Below are 26,117 nucleotides of genomic sequence, written 5' to 3'. Positions count from 1 at the left end.
TCCTGTCGGTCAGGCAGTGGCCGGCTCCGCAGGCACCGACTCCTTCTGGCCGAGGTACTGCGCTGAAATGCGGCGGTATGACCGGGTGAAGAACGCGCCGACCGCTGCAAGTACCATCACCAGGCCTGCGACCAGGAACACCAGCGCAATCCCGCGCGCCTGCCCTTCCCCGAGAAGCCAGCCGAACGCGTCCTGACCCTCCTGGGAGTCCATGTACGGAATGATCAGGAACTGCGCGATCGGCGCGATCAGGAATGCCGTGACGGGCGCGGCGGCCGCCTCGAACGCCTGCGCGAAACCGAACACGCGGCCCTGCGTGCGGAAGGGAACGATCTTCTGGATGACAGTCTGCTCGGCCGCTTCCACCGCCGGGATGAGCGTCATGTAAAGCAGGATGCCTCCTGCGTAGAGCCACCACCAATCGCGGATGGTGAACAGCGCTCCGAGCAGGCCCATCACCATGACGAGCAACAGCATGGTGCGGATCGGGTTGCGCCCCAAGCCGAACTTCGCGACCAACAGCCCACCGATGATGAAGCCACTGGAGGTCACGCCGAGCACGATCCCCCACAGTTCGACCGGGAACAGTTCAAGCCCGTAAGGATCCATCAGAGCGATGTAGACGCCGCCGATCAGGTTGTTGAACGTCGAGAAGATGATCAGGGCGAACAACCCGGTCGCAGCGCGGACCGCGGTGATGCTGCCCCGCAGGTCGATGAAGGTGGTGCGGCCGGCATCCGCCTCCGGCTTGTCTTCGGGGATGCTCAGGAACATCAGGTGCACCAGCGCGGCCGCCGACAGCACGATGGCGATCACGAGGGTCCAGCCCATGCCGAGCAGACCGATCGAGAGGCCGCTGAACACGCTCGTGACCAGGAAGGCGAGGCCCTGCACCGTGCCGACCATCCCGTTCGCATTCGCGTGCCGCTCCACCGGGATCAACAGCGTCACGGTCGTGGAGAGGGCGATGTTCCGCATGTTCTCAACGACCGCGCCGAACAGGATGATTCCCGCGAAGATCCAGTACATCGGAGCCCCCAGGTCGAGGAGAACCGACTCCGGGGAGAGCAGGTACAGAGTGCCCGAGACCCCGAACGCCACCAGGGTCACCGCCCCGGCGAAGAGCATCACGAGGTGTTTGCGGTGCCGGTCGACGATCGTGCCGAATGCCATCGAGAACACCGCGACGAGCAGCATGTAGGCACCACCGATGATGCCGGTGGCGAGCACCGACCTCGTCTCGATGTAGACCCAGAACGTCAGGGCGAACCAGAGGTAACTGGTTGTGACGTTCGCGACGGCCGTGTTGACGAGCACCTGCATGAATGTGCGGATGCCACCGGGCGTAGCTTCCCGCGCAGGCACAGTCGTTGAAGAGTCAGCGTCCTGGCTGGTGGTCATCAGGTCGTCCCAATCGACGGGTGATCAATCGATTATCGCTGCCCACAGGAAATTTGGCGATGGGTGCGAGGAAGAAAAAGCGGTGTTGTCAAAGGTGAGTGCGACAGCCGATTGAGACGATCGCGCCGAGTACGGTGATTATCACCGCAATCGCCATACCCAGCCCGTACTGCTGGTTAGTGAAGGTGATGAAGTACATGTAGCTCACTAGAGTTTCTAAGCGATGGACCGGACCGCCGCCAGTGAGCATGTAGACCAGCTCGAAGTTCTCAAATACGTTAGTGAAGCGCTGTGAAAGGCTTTGCAATCAACTAGGAGCCGACCGCGGGTGTGGGCCTAAAGGCGTTAACAGCGGTAGCTACGACAACCTGCGCATCAGTTCCTGAATCAAGGATCGTATTCCGGGTTGAGTCGGTATCGACCTTGACGGTCGTAACGGCGAGGCGGTCCGAAGCCTCGGTCGTCAGCAAGGCGTCGACCTGAGCCTCGAAGGCCGAACCACTCGACGTGGCGTGAACGTCCTTGGCCACCACGTGGTTGGTGGAAACGTAGTTGTCGCCGCCCGCAATCAACCGAATGATGACGGGCATCGCACCAGCGGGGCGGATGCCCTCGGAGTCGATCACCTCGGAAAAGTGGTTCCCGATGATCGAATTGTTGCTGCCGCTGACGCACAGGAGTCCGTAGAGGTCATCGAGTCCGTTGTCGACTCGCAGGAAGGGCGTCCACGGTTCGAGGTCATGCAAGAAGTGATTCGAAGCCACGAGGTTCTCCGAGCTGTTCGCTGCAAGGACCACCATTCCGGGGTAGAACGAATGCAGGCGGTTGTTCGTGACGCTTGAGCGCGTGACTCCGTTGAGATGCACACTGCTCGCACCGCGGGGGAAGACGTTGTTCGCGGTGATCAGCAGCCCTCCATGGTTCTCGGCGTAGATCGAGTGGCCGTTGAAGCCTGCTCCGATCAGGTTGTCAGTGATCTTCGATGCCTGTCCCCACCCACGAAGCTCGATGCAGCTTCCGCATTCTGCAATGAAGTTGTCGTGAATGGAGAGCGCGTCCGCGTTGTAGATCGTGAGAGCGTGCTCGAGGTAAATGAACCCCATGCCGTTGATGCGGAAGGAGTCATTGGCGTTCGCGACATAGATGCCCGTCTTGCCGTTGACATAAGTGTTCTCTGGAGGTAGCTCCGAATCATCCGGGGCGAAATGCAACCCGTCGATGCAGAAGTTGGAGAACTCGACCGAGCTGATTCGCGGACTCCCGCTTCGCTCGATGTAGAAGGCTGCGCCCGTGGACTGCTCCTCGTCTTCGCCGAGAGGAATGTCCACGAGAATGCGACTGCCTCCGGGCCACAGCTCATGCAAGTCGCGCCACTCTTCTTCGGGAACGTTGAACCGGATGCTCGACGACGTGAAACCGTGCCCTGACCCCTCGATCCTGATGAAGCTGATGTCGATCAGTACCTGCGTGCGAAGGTGATAGTCCCCGGGCGGAACGTAAATCACCGCGCCTGGCTTTCCGCCCCTCTTCTCGTCGGTGGCCACTTGCCGGCTCTTGATGTCAGCGATGATGCTGTTGAACACCTCACCGATGTCCTCGGCCGGATTACCGACGGGCCACTCCGTCACGTCGTAGTAGTTAGCGCTTGACACTGATTCCCTCCTTGGTAACCAGCTCGCTCAGCACCGGCAGGTCAGCGCCGGGCCGGCATACCGTGATGGCGGCAGCACGTGCGGCTGTCCCGCCGATGTCCTCGAGCCGTGTCTGAGAAATCGGATGGCCCTCCCAGCCGTTATCTCCGAAGGCGAGGGCCCAAATCAGCGCTGCCATAAAGGAATCGCCGGCGCCCACGGTGTCTGCGACTACGGTCTTGATTGGCGGGACAGTGAAGCGATTGGGTCCGCTCGCGAGATACGCACCCTTGTCTCCCCGCGTGATTCCGGCCACGCCCACTCCGGCATCAATGAGCAGATCGAGCACGTAGTCGAGAGACTTTTCTGGGAAGAGGAACTCGGCGTCTTCGTCGCTGAGTTTCGTGACGTGGCTGGAGAAGGCAAGCTCCTCGAAGACCTTGTGGGCCTTCTGCGAATCTCGCATGAGACTCGGTCGCACGTTCGGATCGAACGTGATCAGCGCACCCTCGGCACGGCCTCTCAGGAGGATGTCGCGGGTGATCTCCGAACCGGGTTCGAGGAACGCGCCAAGCGAACCGGTGTGAATGACCTTTGGCGCTCCGAGTTCGTCAATGTTGAGGGGGTCCCAGCTCAATGCAAATTCGTAGGTTGCGGATCCGTCACCTGCGAGGGTGGCGACCGCTCTCGATGTCGGCGCATCCGTCAAGGATTCTGCGGTGAGGATCACGCCGGATTCACCCAGGTGCTTTCTGATGAGGTCCCCGTCATCGTCATCACCAATGGCAGTGTGCAAATGAGTGACCAGATTCAGACGAGAGAGTCCGACCGCCACGTTCGCGGGGGACCCTCCCGAATGGCGGCTAACGCGACCGGACTCGACAACTTCGTCAATGAGCGCTTCCCCTATGACGAGCGCATCGGTGGTCATGACGGAACTCGGTTCTCCAGCGCTTCTGACCTGACGGTCGATTCGACCGTCAGCCGGCCATCGACCCAACGGACGGGCTGCGGGTCGGTGATCTCGCCAACCCAACCGCCGTGGCCGTCGTCGTTCCGGAATGCAAGCATCTGCCACTGACCGGCGCGATCCTGAACCAGCCGACCCACGTAGAGTCGCTCGTCCGTGAGACGGTAGGCATCCGCGAGGTGGAACGGCCCTGCCAGAGAGTCCGCAGGAAACGCCCACACGCCGCCGACGGGATCTTCCGCATGGCGGTCGCGTGCCAGCTCGGAGGCGAGACAGGAGAACAGGCCGACCGAGGTGCCGTCGACAATGGCAGTCTGAACAACTTCGATGTGCCCAAACCCAGCGTCCGGAGCAGACAACGGCGGCCGAACAGTCCAGTGCGTCAGGTCCGGTGAGGTTGCGTGCCCGATGACCCCCCGATTATCGGGATGGCCAGTGTTGGCACGGGCAGTGATCAGCATGTGCCAGTCGTCCTGGTCGCGGAATACCCACGGGTCGCGCCAGGCCTGATCTGGCCACTGTCGTGTTTCAGCGGTCTCATACCAACGGGCATCCGGTTCAAGGACCTGCCTGTCAGGTTCTCGGCGCCACGTGAAGAGATCGTCGGAGACGACGGAACTGATCCGCTGGTTGAGTCCACCTTCCGCGCGACTGACAGCCGTGTAAAACATCCGCCACCTGCCGTCGGCATCGCGAACTACTGACCCTGTCCATGTCGCGAGGTCATCGAAGGCGGGTGAGTCATCCGGGATGACCGCGTCGGCGTGTTCAGTCCACGTCGTGAGATCGGTGGAAGTCGCGTGACCGATCGTGGCACGCCAGTGCCTTCGGTCAGGGTCGAGGAGAGCTCGGGACGCTTTCAGGAAGAACAGGTGGAAGCGCTCGCCATCGTCGGCGATCCAGAAGTCCCACACCCAGGACGCGGACAGTCGAAGCATTCTTTGTATCCTTTCAGTTGTCTCGTGGTTTGGAGACTGAGCCTCGGATGATCAGCGGGCAGTCGAGACGAGTAGGCCTGTCGGCGAGGAGCTTGTATTCGGCTTCTCCGCGGAGCAGATGCACGAGAGTTTCGACGGCCCAGGCGCCCATCTCGTAGTGAGGGAGCGCCACCGTGGTGAGGCCGGGGAACAGGTTCGCGGCAATGAGTTCCTGGTTATCGAAGCCCACGATCGAGAGGTCGTGCGGGATGTCCAGGCCCAACTCGGTCGCTGCCCGGTAGGCGCCCATTGCCATCCGGTCGTTGTAACAGAACAGAGCGGTCGGTCGGTCGGGCCTGGCAAGCACTTCTCGAGCAAGCGCGTACCCGGGAAGTGTTTCCGATGGTGCGCTCACGATCAGTGTTTCGTCGATCGGAATGTCGTGTTGCTGCAATACCTGTTTGAACCCGACGAGACGTTCGTGCGTGGCCGGCACATCGTCGTTGTTGTTGAGGAAGCCGATGCGTGTGTGCCCGGCCTCGACGAGATGAGTGACCGCGGCGATCGCACCACCCACCTCATCGGGGACCACCGAAGGAGTGAGACCGGCCCGGTCGGTCGAGTCGATTAGTACGGCAGGCACGCCCTGCAGGTTTGGCGGGAGGGATACCTGGCGGTGATACATCGTCGCGTAGAGAACCGCTTCCACTTGCCGGTCGATCAGCGCCTGCACGTCGTCCTTGTGCGAATTGCCGCTGGACTCGCGCTCAGTGTTGATGATGACCAGGGTCAGGTCGTGTTCGCGCGCTGCATTCTGGGCGCCGAGGATTATCCGGCCCGCGTGGGGAGTGGTTGCGATCTCTTCGCTCAGCAGACCGATGAGCCCCGACCGGTTTGTGCGCAGCCCCTGCGCCATACGGTTCGGGCCGTAACCGAGTGTTTTCGCCGCTTCGCGAACACGTGCTCGTGTCTCTGCGGCGACTCGCATTTGCGGTGTGTCGTTCAGGACATGCGACACCGTGGTGACTGAAACACCAGCAAGTTCGGCCACGTCTCGGATCCCAACGTTTCTCACCGCCACCGTCCTTCTTCCTGTTTGGTTTCTACCATGGAGCGATCGCTCATCCTTTCACTGCACCCAGCGTGAGGCCCGCGACGATGTGACGCTGCAGCGCAAGAGTGAGCAGGATGACCGGAATGGAGTAGATCGCGGCGAGCGCCGTCATCCCTCCCCAGTCCAGGCCGAACTGCGTCTGGAAGTTGGCGATGACGATCGGCGTGGTCTGCGCTCGTACCGACGTGAGCAGCAGGGCGAAGAGGAACTCGTTCCACGATGCCAGGAACGCGAAGATCGCGGTGACGGCCAGGCCGCCCGAAACCACGGGCAGAACAACGCGCCACAGGGCACCGAGCCGTGACGCGCCGTCGACCTTGGCCGCCTCCTCGAGCTCATCGGGCACCGACTCGAAGAAGCTCGCCATGAGCCAGATCGAAAGCGGCAATGAAATCGTGGTGTGCGCGATCGCGAGGCCCAGCGACGTGTCGCTCAACCCGAGCGCCCGCATGGTCTCGATGAGTGGCACACCGACGGCGATAGTCGGCACCATCCGCGTCACGAGCGCAGCCACTACGAAAACACGACCGCTCGGCGTTCGATAGCGCGTGATCGCGTAAGCCGCTGGCACCGCCAGCACGAGCGAGAAGATCGTGCTGAGAACCGCAGTGACGAAACTATTGATGAGGGCCGGCACCACGCCGTCTTTACTCAACGCCGTCACATAGTTCTCGAGCGTCCACTCGGCTGGCAGGACCGCAGGCGGAACCGCGATCGCGTCGAGCGGCGTCTTGAACGACGTGAGCGCGAGGTAGATGAAGGGGAACCCGTAGATCACCAGAACGACGGCAAGGGTGATCCAGAGCAGAACACGAGACGACCGACGATTGGTCTCGATGCCGATCATCGGTCGGCCCCCGGACGCCAGATCGCGAAGATCGCGACAGATGCGACGGCGAGCATGGCGATGAGGTAGATCGTTCCCATCGCGCTCGCTAAGCCGGGATCGCCGTAACGGGTCATAGTGCGGTAGATGAGCAGGCTCAAAGTCGTCGTACTCTCTTGGGGTCCGCCGTTGGTCTGGATGAGGATGATGTCGAACGCCCGGGCGGCATCGATACCGCGCACGATGAGGGCGACGGCGATGACCGGCCTCAGAAGGGGAATGATGATACGGAACAAGAGCGTGGGGAATCGAGCGCCGTCGAGCTTGGCCGCTTCGATGATGTCTCCCGGCACGTTCTGCAGTCCGGCGAACAGCACGAGGGTAATGAATGAGGTAGTCAGCCAGACATCAGGCAGGGCCACGGAGAAGAGAGCGATATTGGGGTCGCTGAGCCAGCCGATCTGGCTTGTGCTCTGCAGGATCCCGACCTGTCGAAACAGCTCGTTGATGATGCCGAAGTTGTCGATGAGCAGAAACCGCCAGAGCAGCCCGGCGACCACCGGCGCGATCATGAGTGGGTACATGAAGATCGTGCGGAACACGGATGAGCGTGAGCCGAGCGAGGCGAAGATGAGTGCGACGCCGAGGCCGATGGTGAACTCAAGGGTCACGACGATGAGCGTGTAGAGCAAGGTCCTGAACGCCGCGCCCTGGAACGCCGTCGAGGTGAACGCATCGACGAAGTTGTCGAATCCGACGAAGTCACGGGGACCTCCCGCGATCGGGGAGATGTCGAAGAAGCCGTTCGACACGAACCGGATGAGGGGCCAAAGTACGAACGCCGCGAGGAAAAGCGCTGCCGGCGCCATGAGGAGAAGGGCGAACCGGCGATCGGTGATACGCACGACTGTGTGGTTCCTTTGTTTTGGGGTGATGGGTGGCCGGCGCGAACGCCGGCCACCCCGAAGTTGCCGGACTTACTTTATGATCGCCTCGATCTGCGCCTTCGCTTCGGCGAGGAGGGCCGCGTTATCCGCGCCCGGCTCCACCGCCTTCTGCAGCATGGGCGTGAGTACCGTGTTGACGATCTCCTGCCACTGCGGCGTCGCGGGGCGCGCCTTGGTTGCGTCAGAGTTGAGCGTCTCGAGGATCGCCGGGTAGTTCTCCTTGCCAGCGACGCCGTCCTGTGACTCGAACGCCGAGATGCGCGCGACCAACCCGAGCGAGGTGTCGATAGACAGGTCGTTGTGCTCGTATGCGAAGGCGATGAAGTCTTTGGCGGCCTCCTGCTTGGTGCCCGCCGTCGGAACGGACAGGTACCAGGCGCCGGGAACACCCGCGATGCCGCCCGGGCCGGCAATCATCGGAGCAGCGCCGATGCTGTCTTTGATGGGAGCGTCATCCGGAGTCTGCGTGTAGGCGTGACCCCAGAACCGCATCATGGCAAGCTGCCCCTGGTAGAACAGGTTCTGCGCACCAGCCCAGTCGAGCTGCGAGGCTCCCGCGGGAGCGTACGGCAGCAGGCTGGTGTAGAAGTCGAGCGCAGCCAGGTGATCGGCGTCATCGATCGTGACCTCGCCTGTGGCCGGATCGAGAACCATCTGGGTCTCGCCTGCCTGGGACACGGTCGCGAGCCACTCGGTCTCAACGGCACCCTTGACGTCGGTACCGTAGAGATCGATCTGACCATCGCCGTCGGTGTCACGAGTGAAGAACTCGGCGATGTCGGCGTACTCTTCCCATGTGGCGGGCGGGGCCAACGGGTAGCCGTACTTCGCCTCGAACTCCGCCTGGTTGGCGGGATCGTTGAACAGGTCGGTGCGGTAGTAGAGAATCTCTGAGTTCGTGAAGATCGGCATTCCCACGTATGTGCCGTCGATCTGCGCTTCGGAGACGAGCCCCGGGAATAGGTCGCTCTTGACCTCGTCGGTAAAGAGGTCGTCGAGCGGCGCGACTCCGTCTGCGAATGCGCTCAGCCAGATGGCGTCGAGGGCCGCGATGTCAAACGAAACGCTGCCGGACCCGAGTTCCGTCTGGATCCGGTCGTACAGACCGTCATAAGGAAGCTCGACGAGCTTGATGGTCGTGCCGGTCTCGTCCTTGTAGAGGTCGGCGATGGGCTGGAGTTCGGCAAGCCCACCGCCTTCCACGAGCACCGTCAGTTCGCTGGCATCGGATCCGCTGGGGCTGCCGCCTACACCACACCCTGAGAGGGCTAGGGCGGTAACGGATAGGGCAGCCGTTCCTAGCAGCGCGGCACGGGCACCGCGCATCTTGCGAAGCTTCATCACTTCGACTCCGTTCTTGGTAGCGGCATCGCTACGCACACTGTGATTGAGACCACTTTATGGTGATCAAACGTTTTGGCAAAACGTCTTGGCACGATTGTGCGCGAAGAAAACTCCTTTGTCCAATGCCAAATTGAGCCAAAATGCTTCTGGCTCCGAGGCGTAGGCCGCGGCCTCGTTGCCAAGTCGGGCCAGACCGACCGCGGCGTTCATGGGCCGCCACCGGATACACGGCCGTGCGCTCGCGCCGGCTGACCACATTCACGAGCGACTCTCCAGCTACGAGCGCAAACGACTGGCGCATCGTCATCGTGCGAGCGGCCAAACGTCGACGCGCCGGGCGGCTTCGCTGCGCCGCTGCTGCGCCGCTCGGTCACGGGGCTCGTGACATTCTCAGCCACGAAGGTTGCGAGCGAGTCGAATCCGATAGGCAGCTGCTGTTTCAGTTCCCCGGGCTAAAGCTACCTGCTCCCTGACCAGGGATTTTTGCGGAGACGAGGGGATTTGAACCCCTGGTTCCCTTACGGGAACTCCACCTTAGCAGGGTGGTGCACTAGGCCGGACTATGCGACGTCTCCAGTAACTCGACAATCATAGCCGCACGATCGCGGTTCTCCGATTCGAACGACTCGCGCCGATCAGTTGGCATTCGAGCAGGTGTGGTCGCCCGCGGACTGACCTTCAATTCCGGTCAACACCTCGGGGGCGGGTGCTGCGGGAGCCGTCTCGGTTGGCGCCTCCGTGGCATCCGTCTCCGGCTCGGGAACCGGCTCCGTGGTGGGCGCCGGAGCGTTCGGATCCTTCACCGCGCCGACACCGACGCTGTCCTCAGCGAGGGTGAACGGCACATCCGCCTGAATCTTCTCGAAGAGCTTGTCAGCGTTCGTCTGGTCGGGAACCACCTTGTTCGCGAAGGAACCAGAGCCGTAGAACGTCGGATACTGCACGAACAGCACACGAGAGAGGTCGAGCCCCTTCAGCACCTGCGCCATCGCGATCATGGTGGTCGGGTTCTTCAGGCTGTTCGACAGGGTCATCGACTGGGTGGCAACGGTCGCAATCCGGTAGAGCGCTGCCGGGTCGCCGAGGGTTCCCTCGTCCTGGATCTTGCGCACCAGCGACGACATGAAGACCTGCTGGTTGCTGATCCGGCCCAAGTCACTCCCATCGCCGACGCCGTGCCGAGTGCGGAGGAACCCGAGAGCCTCCACCCCCTGCAAGGTGTAAGTCCCGGCCTTGGGAAGGTTGATGTTGTCGGCAAGACGGTCAACCACCGGACCGTTGGTGCACACGGTCACCCCGCCGATCGCGTTCGACATCTGCACTACACCGTTGAACGTGATCACTCCGGCGAACGGAATGTCGAGGCCGGTCAGTTCCTCAATGGTGAGAACCGTACACGGAAGACCGCCGTAGCCCATCGAGGAGTTGAGCGGCACACCCGACATTGCCGAATAGTTGCCTTCGCCGTTCGGACGGGGACAGGACGGAATCGGCACGATCAGGTCTCGAGGGAAGCTGACCGCCACGATGTTCTGCTGATCCTGGGACACGTGCAACAGGATGGTCACGTCGTTGCGAACGCCCTCGCGGCCGGGGCAGCGCTCGTATTCACATTCATCGCTGCCGACCAGCAGCACGTTGAAACCGCCCTCGAACGCGCCGAGTTCCGGTGGCGGTCCGGCCTCCTCGCCGACCAGGGCGACTGAGTCGATGTTCGCCTCCAGCTGGGCAGCAGTGACGCCGGCAACGGTGAGCGTGCTGATCAGCAGCACCACGAGAGACGCCCCGAACAGCTTGAGCAGGCCCACCAGAACGGTCTGCCTCCTCAAGCGACCGTGGCGCGCGATCACCGGGGTCGACTCGTCGACGCGACGCGCCCGGCGCTCACTCAAATCAGGCTCCCTCAGGTTGCGGATGCGCGCCCACCACGGCGGGCACCAGCAACTGTGAGGCAAGAACCTGAACGAGTGCTGGGGAGCGGGGGCTCGGCAGCAGCATCCGCACCTCCACCCGGGCGGCCCGGCTAGTTCGCCTTGGAGCAGGTGTGGTCGGCCGCTGATTGGCCCAGCACCCCGGTGATGACGGCGGCATCCTCAGGCACCCCACCACCCTCAACAGGCGGCTCTTCCGGAGTGTCCGGCGTGGTGGGAGCATTCTGGTTGAGCACCGAACCGCGCCCGGTGTTGCCCTCCACCAGGCTGAACGGCTGGTCATTGCGGATCAGGTCGAAAAGTTCGTCCGCCTTCCGCTCGATCGGCGCCACCTTGCCCAGGTAGATTCCGCCAACGCCCGTCGTGCTCGGGTACTGCACGAACTTCACATTCGCCAGGTCCATGTTGGCGAACACGCGAGCCATCGACGCCAGCGTGGTCACGTTCTTCATGCTCGAAGACAACTGCATCGACCGGGTCGCGGTCGTCGCCAGGTTGAACAGCTTGGTCGGGTCCTGCAGCACTCCGTCGGAGGTGAGCTGACGTGCCATGGCCGACATGAACACCTGCTGGGAGCTGATGCGGCCGAGGTCGCTGCCGTCACCGACACCGTGCCGGCTGCGGAGGAACGCGAGGGCGCTGTGGCCCTCGAGCTCCCACTCACCGGCGGCCGGCAGGTTGATGCCGGAGTAGCGGTCGACGACGGGCCCAGTGGTGCACACCGTCACGCCGCCGATTGCCGTCGACATGTTGACGACGCCGTTGAAGGTGATGAGGCCGGCGAACGGGATCTCAAGCTCGGTGAGAGCCTCGACAGTGAGAACGGTGCAGGGCAGCCCGCCATAGAACAGCGTGACGTTGATCGGCTGGCCCGACATGGAGCGGTTGTTACCCTTGCCATCCTCACGCGGGCAGGAGGGAATCGGGACAACCAGGTCGCGGGGGAAGCTCACCGCGACCGCATTCGTCTGGTCAGCCGAGACGTGCACCAGGATGGTGACATCGTTGAGGTTTCCCTCTCTGTCGCGGCAACCGCCCTCCTCCTCGCACCGGTCGCTTCCAACGAGCAAGACGTTGAAACCACCCTCGAACGACCCGATGTCCAGCGGCGCTGCGCCCTCCTCCTGGCCGACGAGGTCGACAGTGTCGATGCTGGACTCGATCTGGGAGACGGCGACGGCGCCCACCGCGACGCCACTGATGAGCAGCACCGAGAGCGCGCCGGCCAGCAGCTTGAAGATCGCACCGATCGGGTTCCGCTTGCGCTGACGACCGTGGCGCGCAATCGGGCGCAACGGCTTGCCCTTGCCTGAACGTTCCTCGCTCATTGGAGCCCCCTCAATGTCGACCTGAAACCATGCACCGCCTCGGGTGAGCGGTCATGCGCGGAGGGCGTGGGATTCGAACCCACGAGACATTTCTGCCCACCAGTTTTCAAGACTGGCTCCATCGGCCGCTCGGACAGCCCTCCAGGGTATGACCCAAGCGCCGATTCTAACGGATGCGCTCCGAAATTATGGTTTCGATACGGTCGCTTCGGAAGCGGGAAGGGCGTCGAGCACGGGCACCAGGCCGTCAGTCCAGACATCCGCTGTCACATCCGTCGACACCGCCTTCAACTCGTCCGGCGCCTGCCCCATCGCAACCGCGCGGCCGTGAGCCCCGGCCCACTCGAACATCTCGATGTCGTTGCGGCCGTCGCCGATGACCAGCACCCGGTCCAGCGGAACGTCGAGCAGGTCGCGAACCCGCTCGAGCGCGGTGCCCTTGTTGACGCCCTCCGGCGCAATGTCGAGCCAGGCCGTCCAGCCGATCGCGTAGCTCACGTGGTGAAGCCCGAGGGAGTCGATGAGTGCAAGGAACTCGGCCGGCTCGTGATCCGGGGAGACCACCACGACACGGGTGACCGGCGTGGCCGCCAGCTCATCGAACTCGACCATCCGTGCGTTGTCGAGGTTCCAGTCCTGCATGCCCTCGGTGTACAGCCGGAAGCCGGTGGCATCCTCGACCAGGAACCGCCCGGTCGGAAGCCCACCCTTGATCCGGTCGAGCACGGGCCCCGGGTCGAAGGTCTCCACCAACTCCCGCCGATAGCCGTGCTCGCCCTGGGGGTCGCGCTTCATGGTGATCGCACCGTTCGCGCAGACCACATACTCGGGGGTGAGCGCCAGCGAAGACAGGATCGGATGCGTCATCTCCCAGGATCGCCCGGTCGCCAGCGTCACGTCATGGCCGGCGTCCACCGCGCGCTGCACCGCCTCCATGACTGGCTCGGTGAGGGTGCCGTCCTCGTGAATGACAGTGCCGTCGATGTCGAGGGCGACGAACCAGCGGTCGCCGGTTTCGACGAGCTCTTGCGACTCGAGGGGCGACACGGGCTCGGTCAACGTGCCACCGGTTCGATGACGGTCAGGCCGCCGAGATAGGGCTGCAATGCCTTCGGTACCCGCACCGAGCCATCCGCCTGCTGGTGCGTTTCGAGGATGGCCACCAGCCAGCGGGTCGTCGCGAGGGTGCCGTTCAGGGTGGCCACCGGCGCCGTCTTGCCGGTCGCGGTGCGTGAGCGGATGTCCAGCCGTCGCGCTTGGTAGGTGGTGCAGTTACTCGTGCTGGTGAGCTCCCGGTAGGTGCCCTGTGTCGGCACCCAGGCCTCGATGTCGAACTTGCGGGCGGCGCTCGAACCCAGGTCGCCGGCTGCGACATCGATGACGCGGTAGCTGAGCTCGCAGGCCCGCAGCATGTCCTCCTGCCAGGCGACCAGCCGGTCGTGCTCGGCTTCAGCGTTCTCGGGAAGCACGTAGCTGAACATCTCCAGCTTGTTGAACTGGTGAACGCGCAGGATCCCCCGGTTGTCCTTGCCCGCAGAGCCGGCCTCGCGGCGGTAGCAGGTCGACCATCCGGCGTAACGCAGCGGTCCGCCCGTCAGGTCCAGGATCTCGTCGGCATGGAACCCGGCGAGCGCGACCTCACTCGTGCCGGTCAAATAGAGGTCGTCGGCCGGCAGGTAGTAGATCTCATCGGCGTGCTCACCGAGAAAACCGGTTCCCCGCATGATTTCCGGGCGCACCAGTGTCGGGGTGATGAGAGGGGTGAACCCCTCGGCGAGCGCCTTGTCGAGCGCCATGTTCATCAGGGCGATCTCGAGCCGGGCGCCGATCCCCTTCAGGAAGTAGAACCGGCTCCCGGACACCTTCACACCGCGGGCAATGTCGATCGCGTCGAGCAGCTCCCCGAGCTCAGCGTGGTCGCGGGGCTCGAAGTCGAACGACGCCTTCTCCCCCACCTCACGCAGGGTGACGAAATTCTCCTCGCCGCCTGAGGGCACGCCGTCGATGATCGGATTCGCGATGTTGCCGACGATCGACGCGAACTCCGCCTCAGCATCCGCTGCCGCCTGGGCCAGCTGTTTCACCTCGCCGGCCAACTGCTGCGCCTGCTCGAGCAGGGCCTTCTTCTCGTCGCCCTGCGCCTGCGCGACCTGCTTGCCGAGCGCCTTCTGGGTTGCACGGAGCGACTCCGACTGGGAGATCGCGGCGCGACGGCGAACGTCAGCCTCGAGGGCAGCATCGACCAGCTCGGGTGCGTCGCCACGGGCGCGCTGGGACGACTTGACGGTTTCGGGGTGCTCGCGGAGCAACTGCGGGTCAATCACCCGCCCAGTCTATTGGCCGGGTCTGAACAGCCACCCTCCGTCGGGGGCCACGATGTCGTACCTTTGGACTTGTGACGCCCCCCAAGAAGCAGGCCGCCGTCGTCTACAACCCGACCAAGGTGGATCTGGCCGCCCTCGAAGCCGTTGTCGCCGCAGCCGAGATCAAGGCTGGGTGGAAGAAGTCCCTCTGGTACGAAACCACCGAGGAAGACCCTGGCGTCGGGCAGGCGAAGACTGCGCTGGATAAGGGTGCGGATGTCGTGATGGCCGCGGGTGGGGACGGCACGGTGCGCGCCGTGGCCGCCGCGCTTCGCGAAACCGGTGTGCCCCTCGGACTGCTGCCATCCGGCACCGGCAACCTGCTGGCCCGCAACCTCGACCTCACCCTGGACGACCTCGAGCACGCCGTCACCACGGCGTTCATGGGGAAAAATCGCTCAATCGACGTCGGCACCGTCGAAGCGGAGTTGCCGGACGGCACCAGGGAGATGAACACCTTCCTGGTGATGGCCGGCGTCGGCCTCGACGCGCAGATGATCGCCAACACCAACGCCGAACTCAAGAAGAAGGTGGGGTGGCTCGCCTACGTCGACGCCATCGCCCGCTCGCTGAGGGGCAACAACCGGGTGCGGATGCGCTTCACCGTCGACGGCTCCCCCATCCGCACGATGTCCGCCCACACGGTATTGGTCGGCAATTGCGGCTCGCTGCCAGGCAACATCCTGCTGCTCCCGGATGCTGCGGTCGACGACGGAGTGTTCGACGTCGTCGCGCTGCGCCCGAAGGGGGTCGTCGGCTGGGTGCAGATCTGGGTGAAGATCGTCTGGGAGAACGGCGTGCTGCGGCGCAGCGCTGTCGGGCGCAAGCTGATGAGCTTCACCAAGGAGGTGCGCACCCTGCGCTACCTCAAGGGGAAGAGCTTCACTGCACGGCTGAGCCGGCCGGAGGAGTACGAGCTCGATGGCGACCCGTTCGGCAAGGCGGTCGCCCTTCGTGCGACGGTCGAGCACCTCGGGCTCGTGGTGAAGGTGCCTGCCGACGAGTAACCGAGTCAGTCGACCGTCGGCTCGCCGGCGATCAGTCCACGCAACCAGTCACGCGCCTCGATGAACGCCGTGTCCTGGTATTGCGTACTCACCTCGACGGGCTGGCCGTCGGCGCGCGGGTACGAACCGAGGAAGATCACGTTGGGGCTGAACCTCTTCAACCCGAGCAGGGCATCCGCCACCCTCTCATCGCGGATGTGACCGTGCAGGTCGATCACGAAGCGGTACCGACCGATCGCGTCGCCAACCGGGCGCGACTCGATCAGGCTCATGTTGACGCCGCGGGTCGCGAACTGCTCGAGCATGTCGAGCAGGCGGCCGGCACGGTCATCCGGAAGCTCCACGATGATGCTGGTCTTGTCGGCGCCGGTCGCCTCCGGGGCTGGCCCGGCCCTGCCCACCAGCAGGAAGCGGGTCGCCGCGTTCGGGTTGTCGCCGATGTTCTCGGCCAGCACGTCCAGCTCGTGGTGGGCGGTGATCCCCGGCGGGGCGACCGCAGCATCCGCCACCTCGGACTCGAACAGGTCCGCGGCGGCAGCGACATTGGATGTCGCCGGTAGGTGACCGTGGCTGGGGATGGTGCGGTCCAGCCAACCGTGGCACTGCGCATAGGCGACCGGATGCGCGTTGACGACCCGCACATCGGCGAGCGTCGTGCCCGGCCTGGCCACCAGCACGAAATTGACCCGCACCACGTACTCGCCGATGATGCGCAGGTTCGGGATGTTCGCGAGGGCGTCCTGGGTCGCGCTCACCCCACCCTCGATCGAATTCTCGATGGCGATCATCGCGGCGACACTGCGGCCGGAAACCACGTCATCGAGCGCCTCGCCCACGTTGTTCACGGGTCGCCACGGCTTGCCCGCGGCTTCAGGGACCTGCGCGAGCGCCGCCTCGGTGAACGTCCCGGCGGGGCCCAGGTAGCTGTAGGTCTCGTGGGCGTTCGACTCGGGCATGGTAGCGAGTCTATTTGTGCGCAATGGTTAAGGCATGAACGAGCGAGCCGGACAGCCAGCACAACAATCAGACCTCATCGATGTCCAGGAGCTGATCGACGCGTACCACCACCGCAAACCGGACGTATCCATACCAGAGCAACGCGTCGTCTTCGGCACCTCCGGCCACCGCGGGTCATCGCTCGACACGGCGTTCAACGAAATGCACATCGCGGCGATCACCCAGGCGATCGTCGAGTACCGGCGCGGTCAGGGCGTCACCGGGCCGCTCTTCATCGGCCGGGACACGCATGCCCTGTCGCACCCGGCTGAGACCACCGCGCTTCAGGTGCTGATCGCCAACAAGGTCGACGTGCGGGTTGACGAGTTCAGCGACTTCGTGCCGACCCCGGCACTCAGCCACGCAATCCTGAAGTACAACCGCAACGGCCCGGCCGGTCGCGGCAACGGCCGGTCCAAGCCGTCCGGGCCGGGCCTTGCCGACGGCATCGTCATCACTCCGAGCCACAACCCGCCACGCGACGGCGGCTTCAAGTACAACCCCCCGCACGGCGGCCCGGCCGACTCCGACGCCACCAGCTGGATCGCGGGCCGCGCCAACGAGCTGATCGCCGACGGCAACCGCGATGTCCTGATGGCCGAACCAAGCGCGGTCGGAACCTACGACTTCCGTGGGAACTACGTCGAAGACCTGGCGAACGCCATCGACCTGGAGGCGATCCGCCGGGCCGGCATCCGCATCGGCGCCGACCCGCTCGGCGGCGCCAGCGTCGGCTATTGGAAGGCGATCGCCGAACGGTACGGACTCGACGGAGGTGACGGTTCGAGCACGCTCACCGTCGTCAACCCCTTGGTCGACCCGCAGTGGGCGTTCATGACGCTCGACTGGGACGGCAAGATCCGGATGGATCCGTCGTCGCCGTCAGCCATGGCATCCGTCCTGGCCCGACGCGCCGACTTCGACATCCTCACCGGCAACGATGCCGACGCCGACCGCCACGGGATTGTGACCCCGGATGGCGGGCTGATGAACCCGAACCACTTCCTGGCCGTCGCCATCCAGTACCTCTTCACGCACCGCCCGGGTTGGCGCAGCGATGCGGCGGTCGGCAAGACGCTGGTCTCGTCGACCATGATCGACCGGGTGGCTGCAGCGCTCGGCCGGCGGTTGGTGGAGGTACCGGTCGGGTTCAAGTGGTTCGTGCCCGGCCTGCTCGACGGAAGTGTCGCGTTCGGCGGCGAGGAGAGCGCCGGCGCCAGCTTCCTGGCAATGAACGGGACCACCTGGACCACCGACAAAGACGGCATCCTCCTCGCGCTGCTCGCCAGCGAGATCCTTGCCGTGACCGGGAAGACCCCGTCGCAGTTGTACGCGGAGCTCACCGCCAAGTTCGGCGCCCCCAGCTACGAGCGTGTGGACGCCGCCGCCACCAAGGCGCAGAAGTCAGCGCTCGGCAAGTTGACGGGTGACGCCATCACAGCGGATGCCCTGGCCGGGCATCCGATCACCGCCAAGCTGAGTGAGGCGCCCGGTAACGGCGCCGCGCTCGGAGGGGTGAAGGTCGTGACGGAACGCGCCTGGTTCGCCGCGCGTCCGAGCGGCACGGAAGACGTGTACAAGATCTACGCAGAGTCGTTCGACGGCCCGGAACACCTGCGCCAGGTGCAATCGGAGGCCCGCGACATCGTCGACGCCGCGCTCGACAGCACAACGCAGTAGTTCCCGTTCCGGCGGATTGCGCCCGTTCCGCGGGGCACTTTCAACCGGAACGGGCACTATCAATCAGGGGTAGGCGGGGGCGGCGGGCAGCCCGAAGAACTCCTCGAGCGTGGTGACGCCCTGCTCGCGCAGCTCGGTCGCGAGCGGGACCCCGATGTAGCGATAGTGCCACGGCTCGAACAGGTACCCGGTGATCGGTGTCTTGCCGTCCGGATACCGCAGGTGAAACCCGAAGCGCCAGGCATTCTCCGCGAGCCAGGCACCCTGGGAGGTCTCCGCGAAACACTCCTGGACGGAGCACTGCCCGCTGTCAGGCGCAATGTCGGCAGACAGTCCGGTCTGGTGCTCACTGTGCCCGGGGCGCGCGCTGCCGACATCGGCGCGCTCCTGACCGAGACGGCTCACGTGGCCGGCATAGACGTTCACCTGCGTCTCGTAGGACCGGAAGGCGTTCTGCACCATCATTCCGCCTGCACCCTCCGCGACTGCGGTGGCGAACATCTGCTCCAACGCCGCAGCAGCTTCCGCTCGCATCGTCGCGTTCGCCGCGTATGGAACGTTCGCCGTAACCAGGTCGGGCGCCCTGAAGTTCAGCGGATTCAGCGGACGCAACTTGTCTGCGACCACCCAGATGCTCATCGGGTCATCAATCGACAAGGCGGTCTTGTCGAATGGCGGTGGCGTCGGCGTCGGCGTCGCGGTGGGGGTGGGAGTCGGGGTCCTGGTCGGAGTCTTCGCAACAGCCGATGGTGTCACTGTCGGGGCCGGCGCCGGACTGCTGGCCCACACGATGGTGGCGGTCGTCAGCCCCACTGCGACAACTCCCGCGACAACGGCAACCACCAGACGTCGGCGTCGAACTCGTCGTGAAGTTCGGCGGGGGCGCAGGTCGGTCACCACGCCAGCCTAAGCGCATCCCCGCAACGCCGTTTCATGGGAGCGCTCCCAAAGTATTTTAGCTTGTCTGATCAGGCCTTTCCATTCAGTAAGCGTTTGCACGCGTTGACAGTTCGCCCGGAAGGTGAATAGGGTGGCGTCGATCTTGTGGGAGCGCTCTCATATCACGTTTGGGAGCGCTCTCACGAGGCCTACCCCATCCACGCACACAAAGGAGTGACCGTGAGCACCTCACGACGCACCACCGCAGCCGCCGTCGCCGGCATCGCTGCGTTTGCCATGATCGCCACCGGATGCGCGAGCACTCCGGCCGGCGGCGACGAAGATATCACCCTCACCATCGCCACCTTCAACGACTTCGGTTACACCGATGAGTTGCTCGCAGAATACGAAGCGGCACACGAGAACGTGACCATCGTCCACAACAAGGCAGCCACCTCGAACGACGCCCGCGAGAACATGTTCACCAAACTCGGTGCCGGCTCCGGCCTGTCCGACATCGAGGCCATCGAAGTCGACTGGCTCGCCGAGCTCATGCAGTACTCCGACAAGTTCGTCCCGGTGACCGACGAGGACACCAAGGACCGCTGGGTCGATTGGAAGGCCGCTGCGGCGACGGATGCCGACGGCAGCCTGATCGGGTACGGCACCGATATCGGCCCCGAGGGGGTCTGCTACCGCGCCGACCTGTTCGAGGCGGCCGGACTCCCGACCGACCGCGAAGAAGTCGCCGCCCTGCTCGAAGGCGACTGGGACCACTATTACGAAGTCGGTGAGCAGTACCTCGCCGGCGGCGGCGAAGGCGCCTGGTTCGATTCGGCCGGGGCCACCTACCAGGGCGTGATCAACCAGGTCGAGAACGCGTACGAGGAGGGCGACGGCACCATCATCGCGGGCGAGAACCCCGAGGTCGAGGAAGCCTTCTACTCAGTGCTCGAGGCCAGCTCCACCCTCTCGGCGCACCTCGGCCAGTGGGGCGACGACTGGTTCGCCGGACTCGCCAACGGCGCCTACGCGACCATGCTCTGCCCCGGCTGGATGCTCGGCGTGATCTCCGGAAACGCGCCAGACACCACGGGCTGGGACGTGGCCAACGTCTTCCCGAACGGCGGCGGAAACTGGGGCGGGTCGTACCTGACCGTTCCGAAGCAGAGCGCCCACCCGGAGGAGGCATCCGCCCTCGCCGCCTGGCTGACCGCCCCGGAGCAGCAGCTCAAGGCGTTCGCCAATGCCGGCACCTTCCCCAGCCAGCAGGCCACCTACGGTGACACCGCCCTGGAAGAGGCAACCAACGAGTACTTCAACAATGCCCCGGTCGGCAGCATCCTCACCGACCGTTCGGAGGCCATCACCGTGGCTCCGTTCAAGGGCGTGAAGTACTTCCCCATCAATGACGCCATGCAGAAGTCGCTGACCAGGGTCGAAGACGGCACCCAGAGCATCGACCAGTCGTGGGAGCAGTTCCTGGCCGACGTCAAGTCGCTGAGCTAGCCACCCGCTCCACCCCGCGAGTGGGCACTGGATGCCCTGAGGACCCGACTTTGGGGCCACAAGTGCCCACTCGCGGCGGAGTCTTTCCTCCCTCTGCCGAATTGACGCCAGGAGCCACCATGCCGTCCACGCGCATCCGCCCGGAACGCGTCCCCCGCCGAATCGCGTTCAGCCAGACGCTCGGGCGCTGGGATCTCAAATTCTCCCCGTATCTCTATGTCTCCCCGTTCTTCATCCTGTTCGCGATCGTCGGACTGTTCCCGCTGATCTACACCGGCTGGGTCTCGCTGCACGAGTGGCACCTGATCGGCGGCCAGGGCGAGTTCGTGGGTGTCGACAATTTCGTCTTCCTCTTCGGCCAACGCCACTTCTGGCTGGCCCTCGGCAACACGTTCAGCATCTTCCTGCTCTCCACAATCCCGCAGCTCGTCGTCGCCATCGTCATCGCGGCGATGCTCGACACCAACCTGCGGGCGAAAACCCTGTGGCGGATGGGAGTGCTCCTTCCCTACGTCGTCATGCCGGTCGCTGTCACCCTCATCTTCAGCAACATGTTCGCCGACAAGTACGGCCTGGTGAACACACTGCTCAGCCAGGTCGGACTCGGCCCGGTCGGCTTCCACTCGGATGCCTTCTCCAGTCACATCGCGATCGCCACCATGGTCAACTTCCGCTGGACCGGCTACAACGCACTAATCCTCCTCGCCGGCATGCAGGCGATCCCCCGCGACTACTACGAGGCGGCGACCATCGACGGAGCCGGACGTGTTCGCCAATTCTTCTCGATCACGGTGCCGCAACTGAGGCCGACCATCATCTTCGTCGTCATCATGTCGACCATCGGCGGGCTGCAGATCTTCGACGAACCGCGCCTGTACGACCAGTTCGGCCAGGGCGGTGCGGACGGCCAATGGATGACCCTCACCATCTACCTTTACAACCTTGGCTGGGGCCAGCTGAACTTCGGGCGAGCGGCCGCCGTCGCCTGGCTGCTCTTCCTGGTCATCGTGCTCATCGGCCTGATCAACTTCTTCATCACCAAACGCATCGCCACCAGCGAGGGGAGAGCCGGATGAGCACCGTCACCGAACGCGCACGGTTGCGGAGAGCCCGTTCCGTCATCAACCAGCGGCCGGGCTTCCTCGTCTACGGCCTGCTCTCGGCCGTACTGCTCGGCGCCGCCTTTCCCCTCTACTGGTCGATCCTGATCGGCAGCGGCGACGCCTACACGATCAACGACCCGAACATGAGCTGGATCCCCGGCGGCAACTTCCTGGCCAACGCCGCCACGGTTATGGAGAACCAGAGTGTGCACTTCTGGAAGGCGCTCGGAAACAGCATCATCGTCTCGACAGTGGTGTCGGCATCCGTCGTCTTCTTCTCCACGCTGGCCGGCTACTCATTCGCCAAGCTGCGGTTCAAGGGCCGGCGCTGGATGCTCGTGTTCGTGGTGGCCACCATGGCGGTCCCCACCCAACTGGGAGTCGTCCCGCTGTTCATCGTCATGTCGCAGCTCGGCTGGGCCGGATCGATCGGCGCCGTCATCGTGCCGGCACTGGTCTCGGCGTTCGGAGTGTTCTGGATGGCGCAGTACATCAGCCAATCGCTGCCGGACGAGCTCGTCGAGGCCGGCCGCATCGACGGCGCCAACATGTTCCAGACCTTCTGGTACATCGGGCTGCCGTCCGCCCGACCGGCGGCAGCGATGCTCGCCCTGTTCACCTTCATCACCACCTGGACGAACTTCTTCTGGCCGTTCATCGTGCTCGACCGCAGCAATCCGACGCTCCCGGTCGCCCTCCAGCTTCTTCAGGGAGGCTACTTCGTGGACTACTCGGTGGTGCTTGCCGGCGTACTGTTGGCCACACTTCCACTGATCATCCTGTTCGCATTCACGGGCAAGCACCTCGTCACAGGCATCATGCAAGGAGCGGTAAAAGGTTGAACGAGTTCCCTCAAGACTTCCTGTTCGGGGTCGCCACCGCGGCGTACCAGATCGAAGGGGCTGCGCACGAAGACGGTCGCCGCGACTCCATCTGGGATGCCTTCTGCCGGGTGCCCGGTGCGGTGGTGAACGCCGACAATGGGGACGTGGCCTGCGACCACTACCACCGGTATGCCCAGGATGTCCGGATGATGGCCGACCTCGGCATCCAGACCTACCGGTTCTCGACATCCTGGGCGCGCATCCGCCCGGACGGCGGCCCGGTCAACCCGCTCGGCCTGGACTTCTACTCGCGCCTGGTCGACGAGCTGCTCGAGAACGGGATCAAACCCTGGCTCACCCTCTACCACTGGGACCTGCCGCAGGCACTCGAAGAGAAGGGCGGCTGGGCCAACCGCGACACCGCCCACCGCTTCGCCGAGTATGCGGGCGACGTGCACGACGCGCTCGGCGACCGGGTGGATGCCTGGACGACCCTCAACGAACCGTGGTGCTCCTCATTCCTCAGCTACACCGGAGGAGAGCACGCCCCCGGCCGCCAATCCGTCGCCGACGGGCTCGCCGCCGGCCACCACCTGCTGCTCGCGCACGGCCTCGCGATCAAGGAGCTCCGGGCACGCGACGAGAAGCTCCAGCTCGGCATCACGCTGAACCTCACCGTTCCCGACCCGGTCGACCCAACCAAACCGGGCGATGTCGATGCGGCCCGGCGCATCGACGGACAGTTCAACCGGTTCTTCCTCGACCCGATCTTCCGGGGCGAGTACCCGGCCGACCTGCTGGCCGACCTCGACGGTCTCGGGCTGACCGAGAACATCCGCCCAGGCGACCTCGACACGATCAGCACGCCGATCGACGCACTGGGCGTCAACTATTACCACGGGGAGGCGCTGAGCTCCGAACCGCCGCTCGAGCCGGAGCTGAGCACGGCAGCGCCCTCCGAACGCCCGAAGCGTTCGCCGTTCCCCGCCGCGGACGGCGTGTACTGGCATCCGCGTGGCCTGCCGGTCACCGCCATGGGTTGGGAGGTGCAGCCGGAAGGCCTGACCAGGCTGCTGAACCGCGTGCACGAGGAGTACACCGGCCCGGCGGATGTCGCGCTCTACGTCACCGAGAACGGTGCGGCCTACGACGACACGGTCGAGGCTGACGGTTCCGTGCACGATACCGACCGCACCGAGTTCCTGCGCAGCCACCTGGCCGCGATCCGGGATGCCATCGAGCAGGGCACACCGGTCGGCGGCTACTTCTACTGGTCGCTGATGGACAACTTCGAGTGGGCCTGGGGCTACGACAAGAGGTTTGGGCTGGTGCGCGTGGACTACGACACACAGGAGCGGACCCTGAAGGACAGCGCCATCGAGTACCGCCGCATCATCGGTGACCGAGCCGTCTGAGGAAGCAAGTAGCTAGACTTTCGCACGATATGACAACCCTCAAACCGGCCCGTCGCGCCGCACCGACCCTCGAAGCGGTCGCCGCGGCCGCCGGTGTGTCGCGTTCCACCGCGTCGCGGGTGCTCAACGGGTCGAGCAAGGTGAGCCCGGATGCCGTCGCGAGCGTCGAAAGGGCGGTCGCCAGGCTCGACTACGTGCCCAACCGCGCGGCACGTTCCCTGGTCAACAGCCAGACCATGGCCCTCGCCCTGGTGGTGCCGGAAGACACCATCCGCTTCTTCGGCGACCCCTACTTCGCCGCCATCGTGCAGGGCATCGCTCGCGGGCTGGAAGACAGTGACTACGTGCTGACCCTGCAGTTGGCGAGCCAGTCAGTGCCGTCAGCCAAGACGGTGCGCTACCTCAGCGGCGGCAACGTCGACGGTGCCTTCGTCGTCTCGCACCACTCCGGGGACCACTTCCTGGCCGGCCTCGGCTCCACCCTTCCGGTGGTGTTCGGCGGCCGGCCGCTCAGCATCGACGAGCACCCGAACTACTTCGTCGACGTCGACAACACGGCGGCGGCGGCCATGGGCACGCGATACCTCATCGAGCAGGGCAGGCATCGCATCGCCACCATCACCGGACCGCCGGATATGCCGGCCGGAATCGACCGCACCGAAGGGTGGAAGGCGGCCCTCGAGGAGAGCGGCCTGCCCGCCGACCGGCTGATACACGGGGACTTCACCCTGGTCGGAGGCGCCCAGGCGATGCGCGCACTGCTCGACACGCATCCGGACCTCGACGCCGTCTTCGTGGCCAGCGACCTGATGGCGGTCGGCGCCATCTCGGTGCTGCGGGAACGCGGAATCACCATCCCCCAGCAGGTGGCGATCGTCGGGTTCGACGACTCCCCCGCGGCGGCGACCGGCCCCATCCAGCTCACCACCGTTCACCAGCCATCCGTCGCCATGGGGATCAGGATGGCGGAGACCATGCTGGCCATCCTGCGCGGGGAGAACCCGGGGCGCGAGCACATCCTGCCAACGCACATGGTGGTGCGCGACTCCGCATAGCCTCACTCGAAGGCGATGCCGGCCTTCTCCAGGCGGCGGCGGATGATCGTGATCGACTCGTCGCCCTCATCGATGAGCAGGAACCTGCGCCCGAGCGCGCCGGCGACGGCGCCGGTGGTGCCACTGCCGGCGAAGAAGTCGAGCACCCAGTCACCCTCCCGGCTGGACGCCTGCACGATGCGGCGCAGCACGCCCTCCGGCTTCTGCGTCGGGTACCCGGTCTTCTCCTTGCCGGTGGGCGACACGATCGTGTGCCACCAGACATCCGTCGGCAGCTTGCCCCTGGCCGCCTTCTCCGGCGTGACAAGCCCGGGCGCCATGTATGGTTCGCGATCGACCGCCTCGGAATTGAAGTGGTAGCCGGCCGGGTTCTTCACGTAGACGAGGATCGTGTCGTGCTTGGTCGGCCAGCGGCTCTTCGACTTGGCGCCGTAGTCGTAGGCCCAGATGATCTCGTTGAGGAAGCACTCCCGGCCGAACAGCGCGTCGAGCAGCACCTTGGCGTAGTGGGCCTCGCGATAGTCGAGGTGCAGGTACAGGGTGCCGTCATCCGCCAGCAGTCGCCACGCCTCGGCGAGGCGCGGTTCGAGGAACGACCAGTAGTCCTCGAAGTGGTCGTCGTAGCTCATCAGGTCGCCGCGGATTCGCTCGTACTGGAGGCCCTTGAACCCGGTGATGGATCCGACCGTGCCCCTTGGAGATGGGCTGCGAACGCTGGTGGTGGACTGCCGCCGCTGGCTGCGCCCGGTGTTGAACGGCGGGTCGAGGTAGACCAGGGTGAACGCGCCATCCGGCAAGGATGCGGTCACCTCGAGGTTGTCGCCCTGGATCACCCGGTTCGCGGAGGTCGGGGTCCAGGATGACGGCATGGGGCTAT

General features: G+C 64.7%; 22 protein-coding genes and 2 tRNA genes. 7 read left to right on the top strand and 17 right to left on the bottom strand.

Features of this window, described 5'->3' with window-relative positions:
* Positions 1–9: 9 nt before the first annotated feature.
* The 14 genes from ACX3PH_RS04085 to serS all read right to left on the bottom strand — a co-directional run bounded on the left by ACX3PH_RS04085 (position 10) and on the right by serS (position 14,733).
* A complete protein-coding gene (locus tag ACX3PH_RS04085) occupies positions 10–1,401 on the bottom strand; it encodes an MFS transporter (RefSeq protein ID WP_459089642.1) in 1,392 nt (463 codons plus the stop codon).
* 311 nt (positions 1,402–1,712) lie between these two features.
* On the bottom strand, positions 1,713–3,053 hold the full coding sequence (locus ACX3PH_RS04080) for a right-handed parallel beta-helix repeat-containing protein (RefSeq protein ID WP_459089640.1): 1,341 nt from the start codon (positions 3,051–3,053) through the stop codon (positions 1,713–1,715).
* The gene (locus ACX3PH_RS04075; protein WP_459089638.1) at positions 3,040–3,963 is read right to left on the bottom strand and encodes a PfkB family carbohydrate kinase; all 924 of its coding nucleotides are present in this window, start codon (positions 3,961–3,963) and stop codon (positions 3,040–3,042) included. Before ACX3PH_RS04075 ends, ACX3PH_RS04080 begins: the two co-directional genes overlap by 14 nt.
* The gene (locus ACX3PH_RS04070; RefSeq protein ID WP_459089636.1) at positions 3,960–4,940 is read right to left on the bottom strand and encodes a glycosyl hydrolase family 32; all 981 of its coding nucleotides are present in this window, start codon (positions 4,938–4,940) and stop codon (positions 3,960–3,962) included. The genes ACX3PH_RS04075 and ACX3PH_RS04070 overlap by 4 nt, the downstream gene beginning before the upstream one ends.
* 13 nt (positions 4,941–4,953) lie before the next feature.
* Entirely contained in the window at positions 4,954–6,000 is a 1,047-nt protein-coding gene (locus ACX3PH_RS04065) for a LacI family DNA-binding transcriptional regulator (protein ID WP_459089634.1), read from the bottom strand.
* A 40-nt stretch (positions 6,001–6,040) separates the two neighbouring features.
* Positions 6,041–6,880 carry a carbohydrate ABC transporter permease gene (locus tag ACX3PH_RS04060; protein WP_459089632.1) on the bottom strand — a complete coding sequence of 280 codons (840 nt, stop codon included), beginning with the start codon at positions 6,878–6,880 and terminating at the stop codon, positions 6,041–6,043.
* Entirely contained in the window at positions 6,877–7,764 is an 888-nt protein-coding gene (locus ACX3PH_RS04055) for a carbohydrate ABC transporter permease (RefSeq protein WP_459089630.1), read from the bottom strand. The genes ACX3PH_RS04060 and ACX3PH_RS04055 overlap by 4 nt, the downstream gene beginning before the upstream one ends.
* Positions 7,765–7,836: 72 nt before the next feature.
* Positions 7,837–9,147 carry an ABC transporter substrate-binding protein gene (locus tag ACX3PH_RS04050; protein ID WP_459089628.1) on the bottom strand — a complete coding sequence of 437 codons (1,311 nt, stop codon included), beginning with the start codon at positions 9,145–9,147 and terminating at the stop codon, positions 7,837–7,839.
* Between the two features lie 489 nt (positions 9,148–9,636).
* Positions 9,637–9,725 (bottom strand) — tRNA-Ser (locus ACX3PH_RS04045).
* A 60-nt stretch (positions 9,726–9,785) separates the two neighbouring features.
* Positions 9,786–11,042 carry an LCP family glycopolymer transferase gene (locus tag ACX3PH_RS04040; RefSeq protein ID WP_459089625.1) on the bottom strand — a complete coding sequence of 419 codons (1,257 nt, stop codon included), beginning with the start codon at positions 11,040–11,042 and terminating at the stop codon, positions 9,786–9,788.
* A 131-nt stretch (positions 11,043–11,173) separates the two neighbouring features.
* The gene (locus ACX3PH_RS04035; RefSeq protein ID WP_459089623.1) at positions 11,174–12,409 is read right to left on the bottom strand and encodes an LCP family protein; all 1,236 of its coding nucleotides are present in this window, start codon (positions 12,407–12,409) and stop codon (positions 11,174–11,176) included.
* Between the two features lie 58 nt (positions 12,410–12,467).
* Positions 12,468–12,552: transfer RNA gene (locus tag ACX3PH_RS04030), tRNA-Ser, on the bottom strand.
* A gap of 43 nt (positions 12,553–12,595) precedes the next feature.
* Positions 12,596–13,456 carry an HAD hydrolase family protein gene (locus ACX3PH_RS04025; protein WP_459089621.1) on the bottom strand — a complete coding sequence of 287 codons (861 nt, stop codon included), beginning with the start codon at positions 13,454–13,456 and terminating at the stop codon, positions 12,596–12,598.
* Positions 13,457–13,464: 8 nt separating this feature from the next.
* Complete coding sequence (serS, locus tag ACX3PH_RS04020) at positions 13,465–14,733, bottom strand: serine--tRNA ligase (RefSeq protein ID WP_459089619.1); 1,269 nt, start codon at positions 14,731–14,733, stop codon at positions 13,465–13,467.
* A 71-nt stretch (positions 14,734–14,804) separates the two neighbouring features.
* On the opposite strand from serS, the gene ACX3PH_RS04015 reads away from it, so the two are divergent.
* Positions 14,805–15,779, top strand: a complete 975-nt coding sequence (locus ACX3PH_RS04015) for a diacylglycerol/lipid kinase family protein (RefSeq protein ID WP_459089617.1) — start codon at positions 14,805–14,807, stop codon at positions 15,777–15,779.
* A 5-nt stretch (positions 15,780–15,784) separates the two neighbouring features.
* Here the strand turns inward: ACX3PH_RS04015 and pheA are convergent, their stop codons facing one another.
* On the bottom strand, positions 15,785–16,735 hold the full coding sequence (gene pheA, locus ACX3PH_RS04010) for a prephenate dehydratase (RefSeq protein WP_459089615.1): 951 nt from the start codon (positions 16,733–16,735) through the stop codon (positions 15,785–15,787).
* Between the two features lie 34 nt (positions 16,736–16,769).
* On the opposite strand from pheA, the gene pgm reads away from it, so the two are divergent.
* Positions 16,770–18,455, top strand: a complete 1,686-nt coding sequence (gene pgm, locus ACX3PH_RS04005; RefSeq protein WP_459089613.1) for a phosphoglucomutase (alpha-D-glucose-1,6-bisphosphate-dependent) — start codon at positions 16,770–16,772, stop codon at positions 18,453–18,455.
* 63 nt (positions 18,456–18,518) lie between these two features.
* On the opposite strand, the gene ACX3PH_RS04000 is transcribed toward pgm, so the two are convergent.
* The gene (locus ACX3PH_RS04000) at positions 18,519–19,352 is read right to left on the bottom strand and encodes a M15 family metallopeptidase (RefSeq protein ID WP_459089611.1); all 834 of its coding nucleotides are present in this window, start codon (positions 19,350–19,352) and stop codon (positions 18,519–18,521) included.
* Positions 19,353–19,574: 222 nt separating this feature from the next.
* Here ACX3PH_RS04000 and ACX3PH_RS03995 point away from each other — a divergent pair, with 222 nt between their 5' ends.
* The 5 genes from ACX3PH_RS03995 (at position 19,575) to ACX3PH_RS03975 (ending at position 25,240) form a co-directional block, all read left to right on the top strand.
* On the top strand, positions 19,575–20,843 hold the full coding sequence (locus ACX3PH_RS03995; protein WP_459089609.1) for an ABC transporter substrate-binding protein: 1,269 nt from the start codon (positions 19,575–19,577) through the stop codon (positions 20,841–20,843).
* A 119-nt stretch (positions 20,844–20,962) separates the two neighbouring features.
* The gene (locus ACX3PH_RS03990) at positions 20,963–21,919 is read left to right on the top strand and encodes a carbohydrate ABC transporter permease (protein ID WP_459089607.1); all 957 of its coding nucleotides are present in this window, start codon (positions 20,963–20,965) and stop codon (positions 21,917–21,919) included.
* Complete coding sequence (locus ACX3PH_RS03985; protein ID WP_459089605.1) at positions 21,916–22,788, top strand: carbohydrate ABC transporter permease; 873 nt, start codon at positions 21,916–21,918, stop codon at positions 22,786–22,788. Before ACX3PH_RS03990 ends, ACX3PH_RS03985 begins: the two co-directional genes overlap by 4 nt.
* Positions 22,785–24,185: a GH1 family beta-glucosidase gene (locus ACX3PH_RS03980; protein WP_459089603.1), complete on the top strand. Its 1,401-nt coding sequence runs from the start codon at positions 22,785–22,787 to the stop codon at positions 24,183–24,185. The genes ACX3PH_RS03985 and ACX3PH_RS03980 overlap by 4 nt, the downstream gene beginning before the upstream one ends.
* A 29-nt stretch (positions 24,186–24,214) precedes the next feature.
* A complete protein-coding gene (locus ACX3PH_RS03975; RefSeq protein ID WP_459089601.1) occupies positions 24,215–25,240 on the top strand; it encodes a LacI family DNA-binding transcriptional regulator in 1,026 nt (341 codons plus the stop codon).
* A gap of 2 nt (positions 25,241–25,242) precedes the next feature.
* Here ACX3PH_RS03975 and ACX3PH_RS03970 read toward each other — a convergent pair whose 3' ends face one another.
* Positions 25,243–26,109, bottom strand: coding sequence for a DNA-methyltransferase (locus ACX3PH_RS03970; protein WP_459089599.1), 867 nt, complete (start codon positions 26,107–26,109; stop codon positions 25,243–25,245).
* Positions 26,110–26,117: the final 8 nt, after the last annotated feature.

This window comes from Homoserinimonas sp. A520, from assembly GCF_054489245.1.
The sequence above is the reverse complement of the archived record's forward strand: the minus strand, read 5'-3'. Positions and strand labels throughout refer to the sequence as shown.

What these genes read in the sequence shown, in the direction of transcription:
- ACX3PH_RS03975 (WP_459089601.1), top strand. Translation starts at nt 24,215, where the DNA reads ATGACAACCCTCAAACCGGCCCGTCGCGCCGCACCGACCCTCGAAGCG.
- ACX3PH_RS04070 (WP_459089636.1), bottom strand. Translation starts at nt 4,940, where the DNA reads ATGCTTCGACTGTCCGCGTCCTGGGTGTGGGACTTCTGGATCGCCGAC.
- pgm (WP_459089613.1), top strand. Translation starts at nt 16,770, where the DNA reads ATGAACGAGCGAGCCGGACAGCCAGCACAACAATCAGACCTCATCGAT.
- ACX3PH_RS03970 (WP_459089599.1), bottom strand. Translation starts at nt 26,109, where the DNA reads ATGCCGTCATCCTGGACCCCGACCTCCGCGAACCGGGTGATCCAGGGC.
- ACX3PH_RS03990 (WP_459089607.1), top strand. Translation starts at nt 20,963, where the DNA reads ATGCCGTCCACGCGCATCCGCCCGGAACGCGTCCCCCGCCGAATCGCG.
- ACX3PH_RS04060 (WP_459089632.1), bottom strand. Translation starts at nt 6,880, where the DNA reads ATGATCGGCATCGAGACCAATCGTCGGTCGTCTCGTGTTCTGCTCTGG.
- pheA (WP_459089615.1), bottom strand. Translation starts at nt 16,735, where the DNA reads ATGCCCGAGTCGAACGCCCACGAGACCTACAGCTACCTGGGCCCCGCC.
- ACX3PH_RS03985 (WP_459089605.1), top strand. Translation starts at nt 21,916, where the DNA reads ATGAGCACCGTCACCGAACGCGCACGGTTGCGGAGAGCCCGTTCCGTC.
- ACX3PH_RS04085 (WP_459089642.1), bottom strand. Translation starts at nt 1,401, where the DNA reads ATGACCACCAGCCAGGACGCTGACTCTTCAACGACTGTGCCTGCGCGG.
- ACX3PH_RS04050 (WP_459089628.1), bottom strand. Translation starts at nt 9,147, where the DNA reads ATGAAGCTTCGCAAGATGCGCGGTGCCCGTGCCGCGCTGCTAGGAACG.
- ACX3PH_RS04035 (WP_459089623.1), bottom strand. Translation starts at nt 12,409, where the DNA reads ATGAGCGAGGAACGTTCAGGCAAGGGCAAGCCGTTGCGCCCGATTGCG.
- ACX3PH_RS04075 (WP_459089638.1), bottom strand. Translation starts at nt 3,963, where the DNA reads ATGACCACCGATGCGCTCGTCATAGGGGAAGCGCTCATTGACGAAGTT.